Source organism: Streptomyces sp. WI03-4A (genome assembly GCF_033792105.1).
GTDB lineage: Bacteria > Actinomycetota > Actinomycetes > Streptomycetales > Streptomycetaceae > Streptomyces > Streptomyces collinus_A.
Genome location: NZ_JARAUO010000012.1, coordinates 138,960 through 161,472 on the forward strand (window position 1 = coordinate 138,960; position 22,513 = coordinate 161,472).

The 22,513-nt window shown below is 71.6% G+C and carries 24 protein-coding genes, 3 tRNA genes and 1 pseudogene; 21 read left to right on the plus strand and 7 right to left on the minus strand.

The features are described from left to right. Positions 1-206: 206 nt before the first annotated feature. The 3 genes from PV343_RS15730 to PV343_RS15740 form a co-directional block, all read right to left on the minus strand. Positions 207-974 (minus strand): calcium-binding protein, encoded by a 768-nt coding sequence (locus PV343_RS15730; RefSeq protein WP_319147528.1) that lies wholly within the window; start codon positions 972-974, stop codon positions 207-209. A gap of 126 nt (positions 975-1,100) precedes the next feature. Beyond that, complete coding sequence (locus tag PV343_RS15735; RefSeq protein WP_319147529.1) at positions 1,101-2,738, minus strand: alpha/beta hydrolase; 1,638 nt, start codon at positions 2,736-2,738, stop codon at positions 1,101-1,103. A gap of 250 nt (positions 2,739-2,988) precedes the next feature. Next, positions 2,989-3,738 carry a helix-turn-helix domain-containing protein gene (locus PV343_RS15740; RefSeq protein ID WP_319147530.1) on the minus strand — a complete coding sequence of 250 codons (750 nt, stop codon included), beginning with the start codon at positions 3,736-3,738 and terminating at the stop codon, positions 2,989-2,991. Between the two features lie 275 nt (positions 3,739-4,013). Between PV343_RS15740 and PV343_RS15745 the strand changes: the two genes are divergently transcribed. The 4 genes from PV343_RS15745 to PV343_RS15760 all read left to right on the plus strand — a co-directional run bounded on the left by PV343_RS15745 (position 4,014) and on the right by PV343_RS15760 (position 7,146). Beyond that, positions 4,014-4,685 (plus strand): DUF4097 family beta strand repeat-containing protein, encoded by a 672-nt coding sequence (locus tag PV343_RS15745; protein WP_319147531.1) that lies wholly within the window; start codon positions 4,014-4,016, stop codon positions 4,683-4,685. Positions 4,686-4,715: 30 nt separating this feature from the next. Beyond that, positions 4,716-5,678 (plus strand): ATP-binding cassette domain-containing protein, encoded by a 963-nt coding sequence (locus PV343_RS15750; RefSeq protein ID WP_319147532.1) that lies wholly within the window; start codon positions 4,716-4,718, stop codon positions 5,676-5,678. Beyond that, a complete protein-coding gene (locus tag PV343_RS15755; protein WP_319147533.1) occupies positions 5,675-6,493 on the plus strand; it encodes an ABC transporter permease in 819 nt (272 codons plus the stop codon). The genes PV343_RS15750 and PV343_RS15755 overlap by 4 nt, the downstream gene beginning before the upstream one ends. A gap of 440 nt (positions 6,494-6,933) precedes the next feature. Beyond that, positions 6,934-7,146 carry a hypothetical protein gene (locus tag PV343_RS15760; protein WP_078614773.1) on the plus strand — a complete coding sequence of 71 codons (213 nt, stop codon included), beginning with the start codon at positions 6,934-6,936 and terminating at the stop codon, positions 7,144-7,146. A gap of 25 nt (positions 7,147-7,171) precedes the next feature. Here PV343_RS15760 and PV343_RS15765 read toward each other — a convergent pair whose 3' ends face one another. Together PV343_RS15765 and PV343_RS15770 are read right to left on the minus strand one after the other, a co-directional pair. Then, entirely contained in the window at positions 7,172-7,828 is a 657-nt protein-coding gene (locus PV343_RS15765) for an NAD(P)H-binding protein (protein WP_319147534.1), read from the minus strand. 141 nt (positions 7,829-7,969) lie between these two features. Then, positions 7,970-9,235, minus strand: a complete 1,266-nt coding sequence (locus tag PV343_RS15770; protein ID WP_319147535.1) for an amidohydrolase family protein — start codon at positions 9,233-9,235, stop codon at positions 7,970-7,972. A 288-nt stretch (positions 9,236-9,523) separates the two neighbouring features. Here PV343_RS15770 and PV343_RS15775 point away from each other — a divergent pair. The 11 genes and pseudogenes from PV343_RS15775 to PV343_RS15825 all read left to right on the plus strand — a co-directional run bounded on the left by PV343_RS15775 (position 9,524) and on the right by PV343_RS15825 (position 15,940). Continuing rightward, positions 9,524-9,596, plus strand: a tRNA-Thr gene (locus PV343_RS15775). Positions 9,597-9,642: 46 nt separating this feature from the next. Next, positions 9,643-9,715, plus strand: a tRNA-Met gene (locus tag PV343_RS15780). A gap of 86 nt (positions 9,716-9,801) precedes the next feature. After that, the gene (gene rpmG, locus PV343_RS15785; RefSeq protein ID WP_003948671.1) at positions 9,802-9,966 is read left to right on the plus strand and encodes a 50S ribosomal protein L33; all 165 of its coding nucleotides are present in this window, start codon (positions 9,802-9,804) and stop codon (positions 9,964-9,966) included. Positions 9,967-10,072: 106 nt separating this feature from the next. After that, positions 10,073-10,525, plus strand: coding sequence for a MaoC family dehydratase N-terminal domain-containing protein (locus tag PV343_RS15790; protein WP_020941646.1), 453 nt, complete (start codon positions 10,073-10,075; stop codon positions 10,523-10,525). 8 nt (positions 10,526-10,533) lie between these two features. Next, complete coding sequence (locus PV343_RS15795; RefSeq protein ID WP_319147536.1) at positions 10,534-10,962, plus strand: MaoC family dehydratase; 429 nt, start codon at positions 10,534-10,536, stop codon at positions 10,960-10,962. 122 nt (positions 10,963-11,084) lie between these two features. Beyond that, a complete protein-coding gene (locus tag PV343_RS15800) occupies positions 11,085-11,654 on the plus strand; it encodes a TetR/AcrR family transcriptional regulator (RefSeq protein WP_319147537.1) in 570 nt (189 codons plus the stop codon). Positions 11,655-11,794: 140 nt separating this feature from the next. Further along, entirely contained in the window at positions 11,795-13,237 is a 1,443-nt protein-coding gene (locus PV343_RS15805; RefSeq protein ID WP_319147538.1) for a DHA2 family efflux MFS transporter permease subunit, read from the plus strand. Positions 13,238-13,280: 43 nt separating this feature from the next. Next, the gene (locus PV343_RS15810; protein ID WP_319147539.1) at positions 13,281-13,661 is read left to right on the plus strand and encodes a DUF3291 domain-containing protein; all 381 of its coding nucleotides are present in this window, start codon (positions 13,281-13,283) and stop codon (positions 13,659-13,661) included. A gap of 200 nt (positions 13,662-13,861) precedes the next feature. Further along, positions 13,862-13,954, plus strand: a pseudogene (locus tag PV343_RS15815). Between the two features lie 91 nt (positions 13,955-14,045). Then, positions 14,046-15,101: a UDP-N-acetylmuramate dehydrogenase gene (locus PV343_RS15820; protein ID WP_319147540.1), complete on the plus strand. Its 1,056-nt coding sequence runs from the start codon at positions 14,046-14,048 to the stop codon at positions 15,099-15,101. A gap of 110 nt (positions 15,102-15,211) precedes the next feature. Continuing rightward, on the plus strand, positions 15,212-15,940 hold the full coding sequence (locus PV343_RS15825; RefSeq protein ID WP_319147541.1) for a hypothetical protein: 729 nt from the start codon (positions 15,212-15,214) through the stop codon (positions 15,938-15,940). Here PV343_RS15825 and PV343_RS15830 read toward each other — a convergent pair. Further along, positions 15,885-16,925 (minus strand): adenosine deaminase, encoded by a 1,041-nt coding sequence (locus PV343_RS15830; protein ID WP_319147542.1) that lies wholly within the window; start codon positions 16,923-16,925, stop codon positions 15,885-15,887. The genes PV343_RS15825 and PV343_RS15830 overlap by 56 nt on opposite strands. A 151-nt stretch (positions 16,926-17,076) precedes the next feature. Continuing rightward, the gene (locus tag PV343_RS15835) at positions 17,077-18,303 is read right to left on the minus strand and encodes a pyridoxal phosphate-dependent aminotransferase (RefSeq protein WP_133919837.1); all 1,227 of its coding nucleotides are present in this window, start codon (positions 18,301-18,303) and stop codon (positions 17,077-17,079) included. A gap of 260 nt (positions 18,304-18,563) precedes the next feature. Here PV343_RS15835 and PV343_RS15840 point away from each other — a divergent pair. The 6 genes from PV343_RS15840 to PV343_RS15865 form a co-directional block, all read left to right on the plus strand. Next, a tRNA-Trp gene (locus tag PV343_RS15840) sits at positions 18,564-18,636 on the plus strand. 107 nt (positions 18,637-18,743) lie between these two features. Further along, complete coding sequence (gene secE, locus PV343_RS15845; protein ID WP_317444873.1) at positions 18,744-19,028, plus strand: preprotein translocase subunit SecE; 285 nt, start codon at positions 18,744-18,746, stop codon at positions 19,026-19,028. A gap of 80 nt (positions 19,029-19,108) precedes the next feature. Further along, complete coding sequence (gene nusG, locus PV343_RS15850; protein ID WP_319147543.1) at positions 19,109-20,008, plus strand: transcription termination/antitermination protein NusG; 900 nt, start codon at positions 19,109-19,111, stop codon at positions 20,006-20,008. A 167-nt stretch (positions 20,009-20,175) separates the two neighbouring features. After that, entirely contained in the window at positions 20,176-20,610 is a 435-nt protein-coding gene (gene rplK / locus PV343_RS15855; RefSeq protein ID WP_031167035.1) for a 50S ribosomal protein L11, read from the plus strand. 100 nt (positions 20,611-20,710) lie between these two features. Then, on the plus strand, positions 20,711-21,436 hold the full coding sequence (rplA, locus tag PV343_RS15860) for a 50S ribosomal protein L1 (protein ID WP_020941657.1): 726 nt from the start codon (positions 20,711-20,713) through the stop codon (positions 21,434-21,436). A gap of 171 nt (positions 21,437-21,607) precedes the next feature. Further along, on the plus strand, positions 21,608-22,513 hold a 906-nt coding region (locus PV343_RS15865), incomplete at its 3' end, for a hypothetical protein (RefSeq protein ID WP_319147544.1).

The following is a 22,513-nucleotide window of genomic DNA, read 5'->3' on the forward strand; positions in this document are numbered from 1 at the left end:
GCGCGCTGGGCCCGCGTGCCGGCCTGCGGCGACCACCAGGAGTGGTGGCCGCCGCTTGGACGTCCGCCCGTAGGTACTCCCAAACGCTCACGGCGGGTTGCACGCCGCGCGACATTGCTTCAGGGCACCTCGGTCGCGAGGTCGCGAGGTCGCGAGGTCGCTCGGTCGCTCGGTCGCGCGGGCGTGCGGCTGCCGTTGGAGGAGTCCTACTTCAGTGCGACCCCGTCACCCGCCGCCGTCGCCGAGCCGGTCGTCCCCGTTCCCGCGAAGTGCCAGCGCCAGGTGCCGGAGGCGTTCGCCGTGGTCGTCGTCCTCAGCTTGCCGGCGCTGTCGGTGGTCACCGTCTTGACGGTGGTGTAGGTCGAGGCGCCGGACTTCCTGAACTGGAGGGCGACCTTCTGGGCGGCGAAGCCGGTGTAGGTGTTCGTGTTCCAGTCGGCTCGGGTCAGGGCGCCGGTCACCGTCAGGGTCCGCCCCTTGACGACCGGTTCGGGCGTCGCCTGGGTCGTCGCCAGCTTCCCGTAGCGCTTGACCTTCACCTTGGCGCTGCTGTCGAGCGTGTAGAAGTCGCCGTCGTAGGCGGCGGCCTCCACGTCGAGGTGCCAGGTGCCGGCCGAACTGTTGCGGAGGTCGGCGTAGTCGGTGCGGTCGGGCTCCAGGCTGTACGACCAGGAGCACTTCATGGTCTTCGACGTGGGACGCGTGCACGTCGGCGACTTCGCGTACTGGATGCGGTTGTCGGAGCTCACCAGCTTGAGGCCGGCCATGCTCCTGATGCCGGAGTCGTCCTTGGCGGTGGCTGTCACGGCCAGCTTCTGCGGCGCGCTGATGCCTACGTCGACCGTGGACTTGCTGAAGGTCACCGAGGTGAAGACGATGTCGCCCTTGTGTTCGTCCGCCTGCGCGAGGGGTGCGACGAGGGTGAGCAGCATCAGGCTGCCGACGGTGGCGGCCGCGGCCGTACGGATGTGCATGGCTCTCCTGGAACGGGGGACCGGAGCTCTGCTCATGGAGTCCGGGTGTGCAGGAGACCGTCCACCGCGGGCATTGGTTGTACGTCCACCTGGCGTTTCGGGGTGCAGAAGGCATGGGCGTGCCGATCAGGCCACCGCTTCCGGTGCCCTGCCTCCGCCGCCGGTCGCGATGCCACCCCTCGGGCCCGGCGGGTCAAATGGGGGTGTGTCCTGGTGGCAGGTGGTTCCGGGCGGTGGGAGGGTGCCGTCGGTCAGGTAGCGGGCCTCGTGGGTCTGGACGCAGCCGCTGGGGTTGGCCAGGGCTGTGTGGCCGTAGCCGTCGTTGGTGAGCAGGTGGGCGTCGGCCAGTTCGGCGGCCATGGCCTGCGCGCCCGAGTAGGGGGTGGCCGGGTCGTAGCGTGTGCCGACCACCAGGACGGGGTGTGCCGTGGGTTTGTTCCACGGGCCGCGGTAGCGGTCGGCGGCGACCGCCGGCCAGGGGGCGCATCCCGAGGTGGACCAGGTCCAGTAGCGCCCGGCGTCACCCGCGCGCTGGGCGGCGGCCTCCTCGAACACGGCGTAGGCGCCCAGGCCGCGCGGGTTGGGGCTGTCGCCGCAGAACACCGCGGCGGCCTGCTCCTCGCCCACGTACGGGTTCGGGTGCGGGACCGGTGGCGGGGGAGGCGGCGTCGCCGGTTTCGGGGCGCGGCCCTGCCACAGGTCCTGCAGCCTGCCGGCGAGTTCCGTCCACCCGGGGTGCACGATGTACAGGCTGCTCATCACGTCCGCGACCGTGCCGGCGTAGGTCGACCTGCCCACGGGACGCTTGCGGAGCCGCTGCATCAACTCGTCGTACTTGGCCCTGGTCGCTTGCGGGCTGCCCGCGGAGAAGGCGCATCGGGCGGTGGTGGTGGCCCCGCACAGGGCGAGGAACCGGTCCAGCGTCGCCGCCGCGCTGCGGTCCGAGCCCAGGCGCAGGTACGTCGGGAGCCGGGCATCGTCGGAGCCGTGGTTCGTCCAGGCCTCGGGGTCCCAGTTGCTGTCGAGGACCATCGCGCGCACCTTGCCCGGGAAGAGGTTGGCGTAGGTGGCGCCCAGGAACGAGCCGTAGGACGTCCCCAGGTAGGTGAGCTGGGCCTCGCCCGTCGCGGCGCGGAGCTGGTCGAGGTCGCGGGCGGTGTCCGCGGTCGACACATGGCGCAGGAGTTCGGGGTCACGCCGCTCGCAGCGCCGGGCCAGGTCCCGGTAGGCGGCCGCCCAGGCCACCCGCTCCTTCGTGCCCTCCGGGAAGCCCGCCGCTTTGGTCGCGTTCCACGCGGCGGCTTCCTTCGGGTTCGCGAAGCAGTTCACCGCGGTGCTGCTGCCGACCCCGCGGGGGTCCCAGCTGACGATGTCGAAGCGCTCCCGCACCTCGCGCGGGAAGTTCTTGTACTGCTGCGGCATCTGGACCGTTCCCGGTCCGCCGGGTCCGCCCGGGTTGAAGAAGAGGGTGCCGACGCGTCGGCGGGGGTCGGTCGCCTTCCGTCTGACGACCGCGAGTTCGATGGTGCGGCCCACCGGCTTGCCGTAGTCCAGCGGCACCTGGGCGGTCGCGCAGTCGAACGGGCTGTCCTTGACGCAAGGCCGCCAGGCCAGGGTCGGGGGTGGTAGCGAGGGGGTGGGCACACCGCCCCCTTTTCCGGTCGTGGCGAAGTCCTGCCCGGTCAGCACGGTCGAGCAGATCACCGACGCGGCTACGACCGTGACACCACCCCGGCGAATGGCCGCCGGTCCGGATATGCGCATGGCTCGTCCTTCCACGGCTGAATGCCGGACGCCCTTCCGTGCGGGGCGTCGGCACGCATCCGTGTCCACCGCATCGCGGCTCGGCCGCACGCGCGAGCGGGCTGCCGCCGAATGGCCGAACCACCGGCCGGAGGCGCGGAGCGCCGGGGCGGTCGGTTCTCAGTGGTCCGGCTTGCCGGCAGTGGTTCGGCCTGCCCCAGCGCCCGCGGCCGCCGTGTCCGCGGCGGGCTCGGCCGGGCCACCCGAGCCCTCAGCGGCCCGCCGCGGGCCGGGCCGGGTCGCCCTGCGTGGACTCGGGCTTGGTGTGGAGGACTTCGCGGGCCTGTTCCGCCGCGCGCAGGATGCTCTCGGACACGAAGTCGACGAAGCGGGCGATGTTCTCCAGGCGGGCGGCGGCCGGGGTGCCCGCGCCGAGGATGCCGACGCCCTGGCGTGCGGTCTCGCCGAGGTGGGCGGTGGCGCGGGCGCTGGCCACCGTGGACTGGTACATGACGTCGTCGTCCACGACGTAGCGCTCGCGGCGGCGTTCGTCCCGTTCCCGGCGGATCAGGCCCTGACTCTCCAGGAACGCGACCGCCTTCGAGACGGTCGCCGGGCTCACCTGGAGACGCTGGACGAGTTCGGACGCGGTGAGGCTGCCGGCGTCGGTGGTGTAGAGGCAGACCAGGACCCGGGCCGTCATCCTGGGCAGGCCCGACTGCATGAAAACGGTGGTGAGCGTCTCCTCGTACGCGCGGACGCTCTCGGTGTCGCGGCCGTCGGACTGGGGCGCGTTCGCGTCCCGGGGGGCGGCCTGTCTGCGGCGGTGGGCGCGGTGTTCGGTGGCGCGGTGGGCGACTTCCGCGCGGTAGGCGGTCGGGCCGCCGTTGCGCATGACCTCGCGGGTGACGGTCGAGGTCGGGCGTTCGAGGCGCCTGGCGATCTCCGCATAGGCGAGGCCGTCGGCCAGCCCCAGCGCGATCTGCTGACGTTCCTGCTGGGTGAGCCTGCCTCCCGGCATCGCGGCCTCCTCCGTGCTTCTTCGTGCTTCTTGGTGCTTCGTCGTGGTGCGGGTGGCTGTCAGCATAGCGTTCACTCTTCACCCATTGCAACGAAGCCACTGAACTGTCGTTGCGTTAGATTCCATTCCGTTGCAACGATTTCCTTGTTCTGACCTGTGATTACAGCGATCTGACGCAACGAGCACGTTGCCGGATCTATGAATGCAACGTAGCGTTTCGCGTGTTGGAAACGGCGGGCCGCACCGGCCCGCCCCGCAGACCATGGAGGAACACCGTGCAGAAGTTCGCCACCACCGCCCCCGTCACCGCCGTCCTGGACATCCCCGCCGGCCGCATCCAACTCATCGCCGCCGACCGCGACGACACCACCGTCGAGGTCCGCCCCGCCGACGCCACCAAGAACCGCGACCTGAAGGCCGCCAAGGAGATCGAGGTCAGCTACCAGGACGGCGTCCTGCGCATCGAAGCCCCCGCCGCCAAGAACCGCATCCTCGGCCACTCCGGCTCCGTCGAGATCACCGTCCAGCTCCCCGCCGGATCCCGCGTCCAGGCCAAGGCCGCCGCCACCGACCTGCGTGGCGTCGGACGCCTCGGCGAGGTCACCCTCGAAGCCGCCCAGGCCACCGTCAAGCTCGACGAGGCCGACAGCGCCGACCTCACCCTCCAGGCCGGCCCCGTCACCATCGGCCGCCTCACCGGCCCCGCGGAGATCAGCACCCTCAAGGGCGACCTCCACATCACCGAAGCCGTCCGCGGCACCCTCACCCTGCGCACCGAATACGGACAGATCACCGTCGGCGCCGCCCGCGGCACCTCCGCCACCCTCAACGCCGGCACCACCTACGGCCGCATCGACAACACCCTGCAGAACACCGACGGCCCCACCGCCGCACTCACCGTCCACGCCACCACCGCCTACGGCGACATCACCGCCCGCAGCCTGTAACCACAGCCGTTCCAAGAGGGGGCACTTCACATGACCGACCTGGCCATCGCGGCGTACGGGCTGCGCAAGTCCTACGGCGACAAGACCGTCCTCGACGGCGTCGACCTGGCCGTACCGGAGGGAACGATCTTCTCCCTGCTCGGCCCGAACGGCGCCGGCAAGACGACCGCCGTCAAGATCCTCTCCACCCTCGTCGCGCCGGACTCCGGCACCGGCCCGATCCACGTCGGCGGCCACGACCTCGCCGCCGATCCGCGATCCGTGCGGGCGGCGATCGGTGTCACCGGACAGTTCTCCGCCGTCGACGGCCTGATCACCGGCGAGGAGAACATGCTCCTCATGGCGGACTTGCACCACCTCGGCAAGCGCGAGCGGCGCCGGGTCAGCGCCGAACTGCTGGAGCGGTTCGACCTCACCGAAGCCGCGAAGAAGCCCGCCTCCACCTACTCCGGCGGTATGAAGCGCCGCCTCGACATCGCCATGACACTGGTCGGCAACCCGCGGATCATCTTCCTCGACGAGCCGACCACAGGGCTCGACCCGCGCTCCCGGCACACCATGTGGCAGATCATCCGCGAGCTGGTCGCGGAGGGCGCCACCGTCTTCCTCACCACCCAGTACCTGGAGGAGGCCGACGAGCTGGCGGACCGTATCGCCGTGCTCCACGGCGGCCGGATCGCCGCCCAGGGCACCGCCGAGGAGCTGAAGCGGATCGTCCCGGGCGGACACGTCCGGCTCCGCTTCACCGACCCGGCCGCCTACCGGAGCGCCGTGGCCGCCCTGCGCGACGCCTCCCGGGACGACGAGTCCCTCGCGCTCCAGCTCCCGAGCGACGGCAGCCAGCGCGAACTGCGCGCCGTACTCGACCGGTTGGACTCGGCCGGCATCGAGGCCGACGAGCTGACCGTGCACACCCCCGACCTCGACGACGTCTTCTTCGCCCTGACCGACGCCACGACCGCCACCCACCAGGCCGAGGAGGCCGCCCGATGAGCACACCCCTGGCTCCCGCCCGCGCGACCCGGTTCTCGCTCGCCGTGCGCGACTGCTCCACGATGCTGCGCCGCAACCTCCTGCACGCCCGGCGCTACCCGTCCCTCACCCTCAACCTGCTGCTCACGCCGATCATGCTGTTGCTGCTCTTCGTCTACATCTTCGGCGACACCATGAGCGCGGGCATCGGCGGCGGTGGGCCGGACAGATCCGCGTACATCGCCTACGTCGTACCGGGCCTGCTGCTGATGACCATCGGCAGCACCGTGGTCGGCACCGCGGTCTCGGTGTCCAACGACATGACGGAGGGCATCATCGCCCGCTTCCGGACGATGGCGATCCACCGCGGCTCCGTGATCATCGGGCACGTCGTCGGCAGCGTGTTGCAGTCGGTCGTCAGCGTCGTCCTGGTCGGCTGCGTCGCCGTGGCCATCGGCTTCCGTTCCACCGACGCCACCGTGCTGGAGTGGCTCGCGGCCTTCGGACTGCTCGTGCTCTTCGCCACGGCGCTCACCTGGATCGCGGTCGGCATGGGTCTGGTCAGCCCGAACGCCGAGGCCGCCGGCAACAACGCGATGCCCCTGATCCTGCTGCCGCTGCTGTCCAGCACCTTCGTGCCCCTCGACGCGATGCCGGGCTGGTTCCGGCCGGTCGCCGAGTACCAGCCGTTCACGCCGGCCATCGAGACCCTCCGTGGGCTGTTGCTCGGCACCCCGATCGGCCACAACGGATGGCTGGCCGTCGCCTGGTGCGTGGGCCTCGCGGTGCTCGGCTACTTCTGGTCGGCCGCCAAGTTCGACCGCGACGCGGAGTAGCCACGACCACCGTGCGGGCCACGGCACGCGCCTTGCCTCCCGGCCCGCGCCTCGCCTCTGCCCCTTCCACTCGGCCCACGACCCGCGACTCGTCCTGTCCGGGGCGGCGTGCACCGGCGATCCGCCGGAGCGCGCCGCCCTTTCGGCGTACGCGGACGGCGGGCGGACGGCAGGCGGACGCGCCGCCCAGTGCAGGCCCATGCCGCCCTCGGTGGCGCTGGAGAGGTGCAGCCGGGCGCCGATGCCGCCCTCCCCGCCCGCCCCTCGGCCGCCACCCGGTCCTCGCCGCGGCGACCGTGGCCGTAGTGGGTGCCGCGGCCATGTCCACCGCCGAGCCGCCCACGACCTCCACGTCCTGATGATGACCGTCGGCGGCCCGGCGGGGCCGAACATCGCCCGGCGGCACCGCCGTCCGGGCCGGCGGCGGGCACACTGGCGGCATGTCCTCCCGTCGCAGAACCTGTCCCGTGTGCCGCCGCGAGATCGCCGTCGTGGCGGGGCGCTTCGCACGCCACGACCCGCCCGGGGCACGGGAGAACGGGGAACTCCTCTCCTGCTCAGGGTCGCGGACACAGGCTCAGCTCGGGGCGGCCCAGCCGACGTTGGACGGGTACGCCGTGCCGGACTTCCCCGGGCAGCTGCCGCTCTTCTGACGGATGAACGGCCGGCGGTGCCGGCTCAGTTCCCGGCGACCGACTTCACCGCGACCGACACCGGCGTCGAGCCGCTGATCAGCTCCAGCGTCAGGCCGGCCGTCGCCGAGGTGTCCACCAACTCCGCCAGTACGGCCGCCACGTCGTCCCGGGGGACCGTACCGCGCCCGGTACGGGCCTCCAGCCGCACCAGCCCGGTGCCCGCGTCGTTCGTCAGCGCACCCGGGCGCAGGATCGTCCAGTCCAGCGCGTCCTGGCGGGCGACGTACGCGTCGGCCTCGCCCTTGGCGCGCAGATAGACGTCGAACACCTCGTCGCCCTCGTGCGCGGGGTCCGCGCCCATCGAGGAGACGACCACGAGACGGCGCACGCGCGCGCGGACCGCCGCGTCCGTGAACAGCACGGCCGCGCCCCTGTCCACCGTGTCCTTGCGGGCGGTACCGCTGCCCGGGCCCGCACCGGCGGCGAAGACCGCCGCGTCCGCGCCCTGCAGATGCGCCGCGACCTCCTCCACCGAGGCGGACTCCAGGTCCAGCAGGACCGGTTCGGCACCGGCCCGCCGCAGATCGTCGCCCTGTTCCGCCTTGCGGATGATCCCCGCCACCTCGTCCCCGCGCGCGGAGAGCAGATGCTCCAGCCGCAGCGCGATCTGACCATGACCCCCAGCGATGACTGTGCGCATGAGACCGACCGTACGCCCCGGCAGGCACGTGCGCCGCATGGACGAACCCCACGCCCGGCACCTGGCGCAAGGCCGCCCGTGCGGACGCACCGCGCCCCGGCAGGCCCCGCACACAGCGGCGTACGCCCCGCTCCGGACCGCTCAGGACAGTTCCTTGCGCCCCTGACGAGGCAACCCGGGTTCCGCCGCCGAGGCCGAGCTGCAGTACTCGCGGACCGCGCTCGTGCGGGCCACCACTCGTCCGCGGTGCACCACCAGCCGGCTGTAGGCGAGGGACAGGGCGCCGGACAGAACGTCGCCGCGGACGGCCAGCAGTTCGGCGGGGAAGCCCGCCTCCACCCGGACCTCGGGCAGGCCCAGGACCGCACGCGCCGAGCCGCTCACCGCCCCGTAGGCGTCCTCCGGGCGCAGACCGTGGGCGGAGGCGAGGAGGAACGCGGCCTCCAGCGGGTCACCGCGGCCGACCGGGTTCGACACGTCCCGCAGGGCGCCGCTGCCCGCCGCCACCCGCACCCCGGCCGCGCGCAGCAGCCGCACCGGCGCCGCGCCCCGACGCTCCGCGCCGCCGCACCCGCCCTGCGGCAGGCACACCACCGCGACCCCGGCCGCCGCGAGCTGGTCGGCGAGCCGGGCGGCGACCTCGGTCGGCAGCCGCGAGAGGCCGGCGCACGGGCCGAGGGTCACGCCGGGGCGCAGGCCGCCCGCCATGGCGGCGAGCCGGGACAGCCGGGCCGGGTCGGCGGCGTCCGTGTGCAGGTCCACCGGGCAGCCGTGCTCCGAGGCCACCTCCAGCACGGCCTCCGTGTAGCCCGTGGGGTCCGGGTCGAGGTCGGGGGAGCCGCCCACCACGGAGGCGCCCATCTTCAGCGCGTCCCGGAGCATCGCGAGCCCGTCGGCCCCGGCCACCCCGGTCAGCAGGCGCGGCATCGCCACCGTGGTCAGTTCCGCGAGGCCCCGCAGCGAGCGCCGCGCCTGGAGGACGGCGCCGAGCGCGCCCAGCCCCTGGACGTCGCCCACGCGCACGTGCGCGCGCAGCGCCGTCGCCCCGTGGCCGAGCTGGAGCAGCGCCGCCTCCGTGGCCCGGCGCTGGACGTCCTCCGGGGCGTACGAGGCCGGTCCGGGGCGCTCGGCGGACAGCGCGGTGTCGCTGTGGGCGTGCGGCTCGGCCGGGGCCGGCAGCAGGAGGTAGCCGTCGAGGTCCACCCGGGCCGCGCCCCTGCGGCCCGGGCCCGGGGTCAGGCTGCCGGCGGTGCCGACCGCCTCGATGCGCCCGCCGCCCAGCCGTACGTCCACGGTCCGGCCGTCGGTGAGCCGCGCCCCGCACAGCAGCAGGGCGGCCGGGTCGGGCTGTCCGGAGGAACCGGACGGGTTCGACGACGAGGGCGGCTGCGGCTGGCTGTCGGGCATCGGACTCCAGGGTTCGGGCCGGGGGCTCGGGGCTGGGCCGCGGCAGGAGCCCAGGGCCCCCGCGGACCCATGATCACGCAGAGTGAGTCGAGCCTAGGGTGGCGAACCGGGCAGGGCGCGGAGGAGCGCAATAGTCGTACCGGCGTGGCCGACCCCGTCGGCACACGCGCGCGGGGGCGCCGTACGTGCTGCTCGGGGCCCACGGGAGGCCCGTGACGAGGGGGGCGCGGGGCGGCCGGATATGGATTTGGGCGAACGGCGGAGGACCGTGTAATGTCTTCATCGCTCGCCCCAATAGCTCAGTCGGCAGAGCGTCTCCATGGTAAGGAGAAGGTCAACGGTTCGATTCCGTTTTGGGGCTCTGGTGTGAGAGGTTCCCGTCGCGAGGCGGGTTCCGATCTCATCAAAGCGGTGTAGCTCAGTCGGTAGAGCAAGCGGCTCATAATCGCTGTGTCACCGGTTCAAGTCCGGTCACCGCTACTGACGGTAGCCGATTGCGGGGTCGGTCCTTCGATCGGCTACTCTTTCTTGCGTTAAACCCATCCGTTCGTCCTAGGAGCACTCACGTGGCTGCCACCGACGTCCGCCCGAAGATCACGCTGGCCTGCGTGGAGTGCAAGGAGCGGAACTACATCACCAAGAAGAACCGGCGTAACAACCCGGACCGTCTTGAGATGAAGAAGCACTGCCCGCGTTGCAACGCGCACACCGCGCACCGCGAAACGCGATAAATCAGGCTCGTACGTGAGGCCGCCCCCGCAGTTCGGGGGGCGGCCTCACGTCGTTTCACACGCTGTCCGAAGCAGACACGCTGCCGAGACCAGGAGGTGCCGGGCCATGGCGCTCGACCAGTCCTTCGTGGGACGGACCTATCCGCCCACCGAGCCCTACGAGGTGGGCCGGGAGAAGATCCGCGAGTTCGCCGAGGCGGTCGGGGAGAGCAACCCGGCGTACACGGACCCGGACGCCGCCAAGGCGTTCGGTCACTCCGACGTGATCGCTCCGCCCACCTTCGTGTTCTCCATCACCTTCCGGGCCGCCGGACAGGTCATCGAGGACCCGCAGCTCGGTCTCGACTACAGCCGCGTGGTGCACGGCGACCAGAAGTTCGCGTACGTCCGCCCGGTGCGCGCCGGTGACCGGCTCTCGGTCACCTCCACCATCGAGGGGATCAAGTCCCTCGCGGGCAACGACGTGCTGGACATCCGCGGCGAGGTGCACGACGAGGCGGGCGAGCTCGTGGTGACCGCCTGGACCAAGCTCGTGGCCCGCGCGGCCGAGGAGGCGTGAGGTAACCGATGGCGGCGAAGATCGCGTACGACGACGTCGAGGTCGGCACCGAACTGCCGGCCCAGAGCTTCCCCGTGACCCGCGCCACGCTGGTGCGGTACGCGGGTGCATCCGGCGACTTCAACCCGATCCACTGGAACGAGAAGTTCGCCAAGGAGGTGGGCCTGCCGGACGTCATCGCGCACGGCATGTTCACCATGGCCGAGGCGATCCGCGTGGTCACCGACTGGACCGGTGACCCGGGCGCGGTCGTGGACTACGGCGTCCGCTTCACCAAGCCGGTCGTGGTGCCCAACGACGACGAGGGCGCGGTGATCGAGGTCAGCGCCAAGGTCGCGGCCAAGCTCGACGACCACACCGTGCGGGTGGACCTGACCGCGACCAGCGGCGGCCAGAAGGTCCTGGGCATGTCCCGGGCGGTCGTCCGCCTGGCCTGACGGCACCACCAGCCGCACCCCCCTCTCCAGGTAAGGGGCGTCCGCCACGGGCGGGCGCCCCTTACCCGTGGGCCCGGCTGCACCGCTTGACTTAGTTAGTGATTGAGTACTAACTTTCTCGCATGGTCAGGATGAGTGCGGAGGAGCGGCGCGAGAGCGTCGTCCGCGCGGCGGTCACGGAGTTCGCCCGCAAGGGTTACTACGGCACCTCCACGGAGGCGATCGCCCGGCGCGTGGGTGTCTCGCAGCCGTACCTCTTCCGGCTCTTCCCGGGCAAGAAGGCGATCTTCGCCGCCGCCTCGCTGCGGTGCGTGGAGGACATCCGCCGGGTCTTCGCGGACGCGTCCGACGGGCTGGAGGGCGAGGAGGCCCTGCATGCCATGGCCAACGCCTATGTGCACCTGATCACGGAGCGCCCCGAGACGCTCCAGATGCAGATGCAGACGTACATCACGGTCGCGGCCGCCGAGGCGGAGGGCGACCACGAGTTCGGCGAGGTCGTACGGGCCGGCTGGATGGAGCTCTGGGACACCGTGCACGTTCCGCTGGGCGCCGACGACGGCGAGACCACGACCTTCCTGGCCTACGGGATGCTCATCAACACCCTCGCGGCCATGGGGTTCCCGCCCGAGCACCGGGTCTGGCAGGGGATGTACCCCTCCGCCCGGCTCACCGGACGGCTGGAGAAGTAGCACCGGGCACCGAGCAGGGCTCAACGGCACCGGGGGCGACGCCCGGAGGGCGGGAACCTCCGCCTTTTCATGGGCGCAGAAGTTAGTCAGCAATAACTAATCAACTGCGGTGGTCACCACCGATCACCTCTGGGGGAGCGATGTCAGAGCAGACCGCACGTCGCGGGGGAGCCGTCTGGGCCCTCGTCATCACCAGCGTCGCCGGATTCATGGCGGCCCTCGACAACCTCGTCGTCACCACCGCCCTGCCCTCCATCCGCGAGGACCTCGGCGGCGCGCTGGACGACCTGGAGTGGACCGTGAGCGCCTACACGCTCACCTTCGCCGTGCTGCTGATGTTCGGCGCCGCGCTCGGCGACCGCTTCGGCCGCCGCCGGCTCTTCATCGCCGGGCTCGCGGTCTTCACCGGCGCCTCGGCTGCCGCGGCCATGGCCCCCGGCATCGGCTCCCTCATCGCCGCCCGCGCGGTCCAGGGCGTCGGCGCCGCCGTCATGATGCCGCTCACCCTCACCCTGCTGACCGCGGCCGTGCCCGCCGCACGGCGCGGTATGGCCTACGGCATCTGGGGCGCCGTCAACGGCCTCGCCGTCGCCTCCGGACCGCTGATCGGCGGCAGCCTCACCGAGCACATCTCCTGGCACTGGATCTTCTGGCTGAACGTGCCGCTCGGCGTGGCCCTGCTGCCGCTGGCCCGGCTGCGCCTCGCCGAGTCCCGCGGCACCGGCGCCCGGCTCGACCTCCCCGGCACCCTGCTCGCCAGCGGCGGACTCTTCGGCATCGTGTACGGGCTGGTCCGCGGGCCCGCCGACGGCTGGACCGACTCCCTGGTGCTGACCGCCCTGTTCGCCGGGGGCGCCCTGCTGGTGGGCTTCGTCCTCTACAGCACCCGCGCAAAGAACCCCATGCTGCCCATGCGCCTGTTCCGCTCCCGCGCCTTCTCCGGGATCAACGCGGCCAGCCTGCTGATGTTCGTGGGCATGTTCGGCTCGATCTTCCTGCTCAGCCAGTACATGCAGGGTGTGCTCGGCTACTCGCCCACCGAGGCCGGCCTGCGCATGCTGCCCTGGACCGGCATGCCCATGCTCGTCGCGCCGGTCGCCGGCATCCTCTCCGACCGCGTCGGCGGCCGCCCGGTCGTCGCCACCGGCCTGTTCCTCCAGGCCGTGGGGCTCGGCTACATGGCCTGGGTGGTGTCGGCGGACGTCTCCTACACCGCCCAGCTGCCCGCCCTGATCGTCAGCGGCATCGGCATGGCCCTGTACTTCGCCCCGGCCGCCAACCTGGTCATGTCCAGCGTCCGCCCGCAGGAGCAGGGCATCGCCTCCGGCGCCAACAACGCCCTGCGCGAGGTCGGCGGCGCGCTCGGCATCGCGGTCATGTCGTCGATCTTCTCCGCGCAGGGCGGCTACGCGAGCGCCCAGAACTTCGTGGACGGACTGCGGCCCGCCCTCGTCACCGGCTCCGGCGTGGTCGCCCTGGCCGCGGTCGCCGCCCTGCTCATCCCGGCCCGCAAGCGCGGGCGGGAGAGCGCGCCGGCCGCCGGGCAGACGCCCGTCCCGGCCGCCGAAGCCCTGTCCCACTGACCCGCACGGCCCGCGAAGGACAAGAAGGACAAGGAGAACACCCGTGCCCACGCTGCCCTGGACCGTGCCGAACACCCCGCCGCCCGGCACCGACGTCCATGTCTTCGCCTCCCGCTTCGAGACCCGCACCCGCTGGGGAGCCCTCCGGTTCTTCCTGCGCACCCCGCGCGTGTGGCGGCAGGTCAGCCACGCCCCCGGCGCCCACGGGGCGGCCCTGAAGGCCCAGCCGCTAAGGCGGACCTTCTGGACCCTGTCCGCCTGGGAGTCGGCGGACGCGCTGCGCGCCTTCGCCCGCTCCGGCGCCCACGCGCCGGCCGCGAAGGGCCTGACACGGCAGATGCGGGACGCGAAGTACGCCACCTGGCGGGCGTCGAGCGACGACCTGCCCGTCAGCTGGCAGGAGGCCTTCCGGCGGCTGACCTGAGCCGTTGAACCCGCTGTCCCCGTCGCACCCGCCGTAGGCGGCGCGCCCTCCACACCCGCACGCGCGCGTGGACCTCTTTCACGGTCCACGCGCGCGTGCCGTGTCATCCGGCGGCCACCGGGCGACGTTGTCAGCGCGCCGTCAGCGTTCGCTGCCACGGTGATGCACGTGAACGGCACGGGAGACCGGGCCGGGAACAGGGAGAGGTGCCCGGAGTGGTTGATCGGGGACCGTCGAGTTCGCTCGAGGTCGGGCCCATGCGGTCCACGCAGGTTCGAATCCTGCCCTCTCCGCTCGGGACGGCACCGGGACGGCGGCCGTGGCGGGGACGGCGCCGCCCCGGCTGTCGCGGAGCCGCCGGCGCCGTCTCGTAGTCTTGGGCCCGTGCAGGTACTCCACGACGCCCCCCTGGCCCCGCTGACCACCTTCCGCCTGGGCGGCCCCGCGGCCCGGCTGATCACCGCCTCCACCGACGCCGAGGTGATCGCCGCCGTCCGCGAGGCCGACGACAGCGGGACCCCGCTGCTGGTCATCGGCGGCGGCTCCAACCTGGTCATCGGCGACAAGGGCTTCGACGGCACCGCCCTGCGCATCGCCACGCGGGGCGTCGAACTGCGCGGCACCACCCTGGAGCTGGCGGCCGGCGAGGTGTGGACGGACGCCGTCGCCCGGACCGTCGAGGCCGGACTGGCCGGCGTCGAGTGCCTGGCCGGCATCCCCGGCTCGGCCGGCGCCACCCCGATCCAGAACGTGGGCGCCTACGGCCAGGAGGTCTCCTCGACGATCACCGAGGTGATCGCCTACGACCGCCGGGCCGGCGAGACCGTCACGCTGACGAACGAGGAGTGCGCCTTCTCGTACCGCCACAGCCGCTTCAAGGCCGACCCCGAGCGCTACGTCGTCCTGCGCGTCCGCTTCGAGCTGGAGGCCGCGGACGGTCTGTCCGCGCCGGTCAAGTACGCGGAGGCGGCCCGCGCGCTCGGCGTCGAGCCCGGCGACCGGGTGCCGCTGGCCGACGCCCGCGCGACCGTCCTGAAGCTGCGCGCCGGCAAGGGCATGGTCCTCGACGCCGAGGACCACGACACCTGGTCCGCCGGGTCCTTCTTCACCAACCCGATCCTCACCGAGGAGCAGTTCGCCGCCTTCCGCGCGCGCGTGCGGGAGCGGTTGGGCGAGGACGCCGAGCCGCCCGCCTACCCGGCCGGGGAGGGCCGCACGAAGACGTCGGCGGCCTGGCTGATCGACAAGTCCGGCTTCACCAAGGGCTACGGCACCGGACCCGCCCGCATCTCCACCAAGCACACCCTGGCCCTGACCAACCGGGGCGGCGCCACCACCGAGGACCTGCTCGCCCTGGCCCGCGAGGTCGTCGCCGGGGTCCGCGAGGCGTTCGGCGTCACCCTGGTCAACGAGCCGGTGACGGTGGGCGTCGGCCTCTAGGGGCTGCTCCCCCTCGGACCAGGCCCCGCGTCCCGGGCGGCCGCCGGTACGGAAACCCCGTTGCCGACGGCCCCGCCCGGCCGCGACCCTGGAGGCATGAGGCCACCCGGATGCGGCTGAGACTGCGCGAGTTCCGTCCCCGGACGGGACCCCACGAACACCGGGTGGTGCAGCCACGGCAGCCCCTGCGCCACACCTCGCTGCGCGCCCCGGAGCCCATCGGCCTGCTGCTCGGCGACCACGACGGACTGAACCGCCTCGCCGGCCTGTTCTCCTTCGCCGCCTACTCACGCCACACCCTGGTCCACGTACCGCTGCGCGGCGGGGTCCCGCCGGACGAGGGCGTCGGGGTACCGGTCGACCTCCTCCTGGTCCACCACACGTACGGACTGCGGCCCAGTGCGTGGCCCGCGCTGCGCCGTGCGCTCGGGCCAGGCGTCCCGCTCTCCGTGCGCACCGACGAGGCCCGCACGGCACGGGACGCAGCCGCCTGGCGCGCCCGTCAGCGGTGGAGCGGCCGCCTGGAGCGCCCCGACCGCCGCGACGCACTGCGGCACATCACCCACGCTCGCACGCTGTTGCTGTTCGGCAGCCGGGACGTCTTCGCCGAGACGGCCACCTGCCTCGCCCACGCGGCCGGCTGGGGACCGCGCCAGAAGGGCGTCGGGAAGGGGTACATGACGCTGATGACCGTCCTGCCGCTGGTCGAGCCACCCGGCAGTGGCGGCGGGCACCCGGACGAGGTCATGGTGTGCTTCAAGGCGTACCCGCCCTACGCCCACTTCAGGCGGCCGGGCGAACCAGCCAGTCGTCCACGCCGGCCAGCAGCCGCGCCTTGACGTCCTCGGGCGCCGCCGAGCCCCGGACCGACTGCCGGGCCAGCTCGGCGAGCTGCGCGTCCGTGAAGTCGTGGTGGACGCGGGCGATCTCGTACTGGGCGGCCAGCCGGGAGCCGAACAACAGCGGGTCGTCGGCGCCGAGGGCCATCGGGACACCCGCCTCGAAGAGCGTGCGCAGCGGCACGTCCTCGGGCTTCTCGTAGACGCCGAGCGCCACGTTCGAGGCCGGGCACACCTCGCAGGTCACGCCCCGGTCGGCGAGCCGCTTCAGCAGCCGCGGGTCCTCCGCCGCCCGCACCCCGTGGCCCAGCCGGTGGGCGTACAGGTCGTCCAGGCAGTCGCGCACCGACGCCGGGCCGGACAACTCGCCGCCGTGCGGGGCCGAGAGCAGCCCGCCGTCGCGGGCGATGGCGAAGGCGCGGTCGAAGTCCCGCGCCATGCCCCGGCGCTCGTCGTTGGACAGCCCGAAGCCCACCACACCGCGGTCGGCGTAGCGCACCGCGAGCCGGGCCAGCGTGCGCGCGTCCAGGGGGTGCTTCATGCGGTTCGCTGCGACCAGCACCCGCATGCCGAGGCCGGTGTCGCGCGCGGTCGTCTCCACCGCGTCCAGGATGATCTCCAGCGCCGGGATCAGGCCGCCCAGGCGGGGCGCGTACGAGGTCGGGTCGACCTGGATCTCCAGCCAGCCCGAGCCGTCCCGCAGATCCTCCTCCGCCGCCTCCCGGACCAGCCGCTGGATGTCCTCCGGCTGCCTGAGGCAGGAGCGCGCCGCGTCGTACAGCCGCTGGAAGCGGAACCAGCCCCGCTCGTCGGTGGCCCGTAGCTTCGGCGGTTCCCCGCTGGTCAGGGCCTCTGTCAGGGCATCGGGCAGACGCACGCCGTACTTGTCGGCCAGTTCGAGGACGGTTGCGGGCCGCATCGAGCCGGTGAAGTGCAGGTGCAGATGGGCTTTCGGCAGCTCAGAGACATCACGTACACGCTCCATCCCAGGATCCTGCCGCACGCCCCCGCCGCCCCGGTAGCTCTTTCCCCGAACGTGGTCTTGCTCGCACACGCGGACGGGCCGCCTCCCCGCAGGGAGACGGCCCGCACGCGCGCGTGAGGCGCGGGAACAGCCGGAGGTCTCGTCGGCCGGGTCAGTCCCGGGCCTCGGCCAGCAGCTTCTGGATCCGGCTGACGCCCTCGACGAGGTCCTCGTCGCCGAGCGCGTACGACAGCCGCAGGTAGCCCGGCGTGCCGAAGGCCTCGCCCGGGACGACCGCGACCTCGGCCTCCTCCAGGATCAGCGCGGCCAGCTCGACGGTGTCCTGCGGGCGCTTGCCGCGGATCTCCTTGCCGAGCAGGCCCTTGACCGACGGGTAGGCGTAGAAGGCGCCCTCGGGCTCGGGGCAGAGCACGCCGTCGATCTCGTTGAGCATCCGCACGATGGTCCGGCGGCGGCGGTCGAAGGCCTCGCGCATCTTCGCCACGGCGTCCAGGTCGCCGGAGACGGCGGCCAGCGCGGCCACCTGGGCCACGTTCGAGACGTTCGAGGTGGCGTGCGACTGGAGGTTGGTCGCGGCCTTGACGACGTCCTTCGGGCCGATGACCCAGCCCACGCGCCAGCCGGTCATGGCGTACGTCTTCGCGACACCGTTGACCACGATGCACTTGTCCCGCAGCTCGGGCAGGAGCGCGGGCAGGGACACGGAGACCGCGTCGCCGTAGACCAGGTGCTCGTAGATCTCGTCGGTCAGCACCCACAGGCCGTGCTCGACCGCCCAGCGGCCGATCGCCTCGGTCTCGGCCTCGGAGTACACCGCGCCGGTCGGGTTGGAGGGGGAGACGAAGAGGACGACCTTCGTCTTCTCCGTGCGGGCGGCCTCCAGCTGCTCGACCGAGACCCGGTAGCCGGTCGTCTCGTCGGCGACGACCTCCACCGGGACACCGCCGGCCAGCCGGATCGACTCCGGGTACGTCGTCCAGTACGGCGCCGGGACGATGACCTCGTCGCCCGGGTCGAGGATCGCGGCGAACGCCTCGTAGATGGCCTGCTTGCCGCCGTTGGTCACCAGGATCTGCGAGACGTCGGGCTCCCAGCCGGAGTCGCGCAGCGTCTTCGCGGCGATCGCGGCCTTCAGCTCGGGCAGGCCGCCGGCGGGCGTGTACCGGTGGTACTTCGGGTTCTTGCAGGCCTCGACGGCCGCCTCGACGATGTAGTCCGGGGTCGGGAAGTCGGGCTCACCGGCGCCGAAGCCGATCACCGGACGCCCGGCGGCCTTCAGGGCCTTGGCCTTGGCGTCCACGGCGAGGGTGGCGGACTCGGAGATCGCGCCGACTCGGGCGGAGACCCGGCGCTCGGTGGGAGGGGTTGCAGCGCTCATGAGGCCCATCGTTCCAGACCGGAAATGCCCCCGGCACACGGGTTTCACAGACTGAACAGCAAGGGGTCGAGGCATGAACAGGGGTACGAATCCCGCCCGCGGCCAGGACGATCTTCGGCCGGGCCGTCCGGGGCAGGCACTTTCTGTTCGACGCAAGCCCGCCGACCACGTACACTCTCACCTCGTTGGCCTTCAGCGGCCGTTCCGGGGCCGGTGCACACCGAGCACCCGGTCGGATGCGGTACGTTGGGGGACACCGAAGGGTCGTAGCTCAATTGGTAGAGCACCGGTCTCCAAAACCGGCGGTTGGGGGTTCAAGTCCCTCCGGCCCTGCTACACACACCGCCAGGATGTGTGCGCATGTACGTACAGCAATGCACCGCCGTGCGGCTCAGAAACCGGGCGCGGCACGGCCACGACCCGGGATCAGGTGAGGACGAATGACGGACGCCGTGGGCTCCATCGACACGCCTGACGCCGATGAGGTGCCCGAGTCCAAGAAGAAGGCCCGCAAGGGCGGCAAGCGCGCCAAGAAGGGCCCGCTGAAGCGCCTCGCCATCTTCTACCGCCAGATCATCGCGGAGCTCCGCAAGGTCGTCTGGCCGACTCGCAACCAGCTGACGTCGTACACCACAGTGGTGATCTTCTTCGTCGCCATCATGATCGCCTTGGTGACCGTGATTGACTATGGGCTCAACCACGCCGCCAAGTACGTCTTCGGCTGAGCCAAGAGCGAAGGGCGCCGTGGTACCGGCGCCCGTTTTCGCATGTTCCACCCCTATGTATCCAGGAAGAAGCAGCCATCGTGTCTGACCCGAACCTGAACGACGCCATCGAGCCTCGCGGGAATGCCGCCGAGACGGTGGACGACGAGCTCGACATCGTCGAAGGCGCGGACGAGCAGGACGAGTTCGAGGCTGCCGAGGCCGAACTGGGGGAGCCGGCCGAGGAGGCCGCGCTGCACGTCGAGGACGAGGACGCCGAAGAGGCCGAGGACGGCGACGCCGCTGAGGACGCCGACGAGAGCGACGAGCTCGCCGCCGCCGACGAGACGGCCGAGGCCGTCGCGGAGGAGCCCGCGGAGCCCGTCGACCCGATCGAGGCCCTGCGCCAGGAGCTGCGCCTCCTGCCCGGCGAGTGGTACGTCATCCACACCTACGCCGGCTACGAGAACCGCGTGAAGACCAACCTGGAGCAGCGCGCCGTCTCGCTGAACGTCGAGGACTACATCTTCCAGGCCGAGGTGCCGCAGGAAGAGGTCGTCCAGATCAAGAACGGCGACCGCAAGACGATCAAGCAGAACAAGCTGCCGGGTTACGTCCTGGTCCGCATGGACCTGACCAACGAGTCCTGGGGCGTCGTCCGCAACACCCCGGGTGTGACCGGCTTCGTCGGCAACGCCTACGACCCGTACCCGCTGACCCTGGACGAGATCGTCAAGATGCTCGCCCCGGAGGCCGAGGAGAAGGCCGCCCGCGAGGCCGCCGAGGCCGAGGGCAAGCCCGCCCCGCAGCGCAAGGTCGAGGTCCAGGTGCTGGACTTCGAGGTCGGCGACTCGGTCACCGTCACCGACGGCCCGTTCGCCACGCTGCAGGCGACCATCAACGAGATCAACCCTGACTCGAAGAAGGTCAAGGGCCTGGTGGAGATCTTCGGGCGCGAGACGCCGGTCGAGCTCTCCTTCGACCAGATCCAGAAGAACTAGTTCTTTCTGGACCTCTTGCTTCCGTGCAGGTCAGGCGGGCTGCTGCAGCCTGTCTGACCTGCACGGTTTTGGCCGCGCATCTATACCCGTTATCGTTGTGCGGTATGCCTGCGTCCGGGTCGTCCCCGGATGTCGGCAGGACCCGAATCGAAAGGACCCGGAGAGCTATGCCTCCCAAGAAGAAGAAGGTCACGGGGCTCATCAAGCTCCAGATCAACGCCGGTGCGGCGAACCCCGCCCCGCCGGTCGGCCCCGCGCTCGGTCAGCACGGCGTCAACATCATGGAGTTCTGCAAGGCCTACAACGCCGCGACCGAGTCGCAGCGTGGCTGGGTCATCCCGGTGGAGATCACGGTCTACGAGGACCGCTCCTTCACCTTCGTCACCAAGACGCCGCCGGCCGCGAAGATGATCCTCAAGGCCGCGGGCGTCGAGAAGGGCTCCGGCGAGCCGCACAAGACCAAGGTCGCCAAGATCACCGAGGCGCAGGTCCGCGAGATCGCCCAGACCAAGATGCCCGACCTCAACGCGAACGACCTGGACGCCGCGTCGAAGATCATCGCCGGCACCGCCCGCTCCATGGGCATCACGGTCGAGGGCTGACCCCACCCCCAGTAGTCCATGCGGCCGTAGCCGGTCGCACGTGGCAGGGCCTGCTCGGCCCGGATACCACGACTCCTTTCAGAACACACAGGAGCAAGTTGTGAGCAAGCGCAGCAAGGCTCTCCGCGCTGCGGACGCCAAGATCGACCGGGAGAAGCTGTACGCCCCGCTCGAGGCCGTCCGTCTCGCCAAGGAGACCTCCACGACCAAGTTCGACGGCACCGTCGAGGTCGCCTTCCGCCTGGGTGTCGACCCGCGCAAGGCCGACCAGATGGTCCGTGGCACCGTGAACCTGCCGCACGGCACCGGCAAGACTGCCCGGGTCCTGGTCTTCGCGACCGGTGACCGTGCTGCGGCCGCGGAGGCCGCGGGCGCCGACATCGTCGGCTCCGACGAACTGATCGACGAGGTGGCGAAGGGCCGTCTGGACTTCGACGCCGTCGTCGCCACCCCGGACCTCATGGGCAAGGTCGGCCGCCTCGGCCGCGTCCTCGGCCCGCGTGGTCTGATGCCGAACCCGAAGACCGGCACCGTCACCCCCGACGTGGCCAAGGCCGTCACGGACATCAAGGGCGGCAAGATCGAGTTCCGCGTCGACAAGCACTCGAACCTGCACTTCATCATCGGCAAGGCGTCCTTCGACGACGACAAGCTGGTGGAGAACTACGGCGCCGCGCTGGAGGAGATCCTCCGTCTGAAGCCGTCCGCCGCCAAGGGTCGCTACATCAAGAAGGCCGCCATCACCACCACGATGGGCCCCGGCATCCCGGTCGACCCGAACCGCACCCGCAACCTCCTCGTCGAGGAGGACCCGGCCGCCGTCTGAGCCCCCGGCTCCACCGGCAGCCGCGTCAGCGACGCGTAAGCAGAGGGCGGGCCCCGCACCTGGAACCTTCCGGGTGCGGGGCCCGTCCTTTCTGTGTGCGGCCTTTCGCACGACTGTCATCGGCCTGGCCCAGCGTGCAGGCACAGGACTCTCGCATAGGGGTGGGACGACATGAACAGCAGGACCGTACGCCGGGTGGGTATCTCCGTCGCGGTGGTGACCGCGCTCACGGGACTGGCCGCCTGCGGCTCGGACAAGGGCGACAAGGCCGTCGGCAAGAGCGTCACGGACATGAGCCCGCTCGCCGCCCTGCGCTCCGCCGAGCAGTCGACCGACAAGGCCGAGTCCGCCAAGGTCCGCTCCAGCACCTCGCTCGGCGACACCATGTCGATGACCGCCGACGGCGCCCTCGCCTGGGGCGGCGGCCTCAAGGGCAACCTCACCATCACCTACACCGGCGGCAAGATGGCCGACGCCATGCGCCAGGCCGGCTCCACGTCGATGCAGGCCCGCTACCTGCCGGACGCCTACTACGCGAAGATGAGCGACAAGTTCGCCCAGCAGTTCGGCAAGCACTGGATCAGGTACGCGTACGACGACCTCGCCAAGCTCGGCGGCGGCTCCGGCGCGTACATCAAGGACCAGATGCAGAACACCACGCCGAACCAGTCGGTGAAGCTGCTGCTGGCCTCGGGCGACGTGAAGAAGGTCGGCAAGGAGAAGGTCTCCGGCACCGACGCCACGCACTACGCGGGCACGGTCGACGTCGCCGACCTCGCCGGCAAGAACGGCAACCTCACCGCGGAGCAGCTGGCCGGCCTGAAGAAGCAGCTCGGCCAGGCGGGCATCACCACCGAGAAGGTCGACATCTGGGTCAACGACCAGAGCCTGCTGGTCAAGAAGATCGAGAAGGCGACCACCGCGAACGGCGTCATGACCAGCACGGCCTACTACACCGACTACGGCGTGAAGGTCGCCGCCGAGGCGCCCCCGGCCGGCGACACCAAGGACTTCAAGGACCTCATGAAGTCCGGCGGCGTCACGGGCGGCACCGGCACCGGCACCGGCTCCCTCTCC

Coding starts and splice junctions, on each gene's coding strand:
- PV343_RS15800 (WP_319147537.1), top strand. CDS start 11,085: ATGGTCAGGATGAGTGCGGAGGAGCGGCGCGAGAGCGTCGTCCGCGCG.
- PV343_RS15750 (WP_319147532.1), top strand. CDS start 4,716: ATGACCGACCTGGCCATCGCGGCGTACGGGCTGCGCAAGTCCTACGGC.
- PV343_RS15760 (WP_078614773.1), top strand. CDS start 6,934: ATGTCCTCCCGTCGCAGAACCTGTCCCGTGTGCCGCCGCGAGATCGCC.
- PV343_RS15795 (WP_319147536.1), top strand. CDS start 10,534: ATGGCGGCGAAGATCGCGTACGACGACGTCGAGGTCGGCACCGAACTG.
- PV343_RS15790 (WP_020941646.1), top strand. CDS start 10,073: ATGGCGCTCGACCAGTCCTTCGTGGGACGGACCTATCCGCCCACCGAG.
- PV343_RS15735 (WP_319147529.1), bottom strand. CDS start 2,738: ATGCGCATATCCGGACCGGCGGCCATTCGCCGGGGTGGTGTCACGGTC.
- PV343_RS15835 (WP_133919837.1), bottom strand. CDS start 18,303: ATGAGCGCTGCAACCCCTCCCACCGAGCGCCGGGTCTCCGCCCGAGTC.
- PV343_RS15770 (WP_319147535.1), bottom strand. CDS start 9,235: ATGCCCGACAGCCAGCCGCAGCCGCCCTCGTCGTCGAACCCGTCCGGT.
- PV343_RS15825 (WP_319147541.1), top strand. CDS start 15,212: ATGCGGCTGAGACTGCGCGAGTTCCGTCCCCGGACGGGACCCCACGAA.
- PV343_RS15740 (WP_319147530.1), bottom strand. CDS start 3,738: ATGCCGGGAGGCAGGCTCACCCAGCAGGAACGTCAGCAGATCGCGCTG.
- rplK (WP_031167035.1), top strand. CDS start 20,176: ATGCCTCCCAAGAAGAAGAAGGTCACGGGGCTCATCAAGCTCCAGATC.
- secE (WP_317444873.1), top strand. CDS start 18,744: ATGACGGACGCCGTGGGCTCCATCGACACGCCTGACGCCGATGAGGTG.
- PV343_RS15805 (WP_319147538.1), top strand. CDS start 11,795: ATGTCAGAGCAGACCGCACGTCGCGGGGGAGCCGTCTGGGCCCTCGTC.
- PV343_RS15830 (WP_319147542.1), bottom strand. CDS start 16,925: ATGGAGCGTGTACGTGATGTCTCTGAGCTGCCGAAAGCCCATCTGCAC.
- PV343_RS15730 (WP_319147528.1), bottom strand. CDS start 974: ATGCACATCCGTACGGCCGCGGCCGCCACCGTCGGCAGCCTGATGCTG.
- PV343_RS15755 (WP_319147533.1), top strand. CDS start 5,675: ATGAGCACACCCCTGGCTCCCGCCCGCGCGACCCGGTTCTCGCTCGCC.
- PV343_RS15765 (WP_319147534.1), bottom strand. CDS start 7,828: ATGCGCACAGTCATCGCTGGGGGTCATGGTCAGATCGCGCTGCGGCTG.